We start from the raw sequence: 1,440 nt of genomic DNA, 5'->3' as shown, positions 1-1,440 counted from the left end.
CAAACCCAGGATACACTGGAGAGGATACTTTTGAGTACACGATCTGTGATAACGGAACACCAGCACTTTGTGACACTGCAGTGGTTACCATCACCATCAATGATGACAATGGAAACATCACTGTAGCTAACGACGATGCTTACAACACGACTCCAGATACTCCGGTAACTGGAAACGTATCAGACAACGATAACGACCCAGAGGGTGACAACCAAACGGTGAACACTACTCCGGTAAGCGGCCCAGCTAACGGTACCCTAGTATTGAATGCCGATGGTAGCTTTGAATACACACCAAACCCAGGCTTTGAAGGAACGGATCAGTTTGTATACTCGGTATGCGACGACGGGACTCCAGTAGCTTGTGATGAGGCGACGGTATACATCACAGTAGGTGGTATTTTAAATACTACGGATGCTATTGATGATATCAACAACACCTTCCAAGACACAGCAGTTAGCGGTAATGTACTGACTAACGACGAGGACTTTGAAGGAGACAATCAAACAGTAACTGGAAACACAGATCCTGCAAACGGAACTGTGGTAGTTAACCCTGATGGTAGCTACACCTACACTCCAAACCCAGGATATACGGGTGAGGATAGTTTTGAGTACACGATTTGTGACGACGGAACGCCACAGGCTTGTGATACGGCTACGGTATACATCGAGGTATTGCCAGACAGCGGCCCAGAGAACGAAGCTCCAGTGGCTAATGCCGATACGAACACTACTGAGGTAGACACTCCAGTATCAGGAACTGTACTTGCTAACGATTACGATCCAGACGGAGACCCAATCGTAGTAACTGGAAATACTGATCCTGCAAACGGAACAGTAGTGGTTAACCCTGATGGAACGTACACTTATACTCCGAATCCAGGATACACTGGAGAGGATACTTTTGAGTACACGATCTGTGACAACGGAACTCCAGCACTTTGTGACACTGCAGTAGTGACCATCACCATCAATGATGACAATGGAAACATCACTGTAGCTAACGATGATGCTTACAACACGACTCCAGATACTCCAGTAACTGGAAACGTATCAGACAACGATAACGACCCAGAGGGTGACAACCAAACGGTGAACACTACTCCGGTAAGCGGCCCAGCTAACGGTACCCTAGTATTGAATGCCGATGGTAGCTTTGAATACACACCAAACCCAGGCTTTGAAGGAACGGATCAGTTTGTATACTCGGTATGCGACGACGGAACTCCAGTAGCTTGTGACGAGGCGACAGTATACATCACAGTAGGTGGTATTTTAAATACTACGGATGCAATCGATGATATCAACAACACCTTCCAAGACACAGCAGTTAGCGGAAATGTACTGACTAACGACGAGGACTTTGAAGGAGACAATCAAACAGTAACTGGAAACACAGATCCTGCAAACGGAACTGTGGTAGTTAACCCTGACGGAA

The 1,440-nt window shown here is 46.7% G+C and carries 1 protein-coding gene; it reads left to right on the top strand.

The genetic code is table 11. From position 1 onward, the window contains the following. The coding region (locus POW22_RS10380) for an Ig-like domain-containing protein (protein WP_272832977.1) at positions 1-1,440 on the top strand (1,440 nt) is incomplete at both ends.

The organism is Gilvibacter sediminis (genome assembly GCF_028561565.1).
Classification (GTDB): domain Bacteria; phylum Bacteroidota; class Bacteroidia; order Flavobacteriales; family Flavobacteriaceae; genus Gilvibacter; species Gilvibacter sediminis.
The sequence above is the reverse complement of the archived record's forward strand: the minus strand, read 5'-3'. Positions and strand labels throughout refer to the sequence as shown.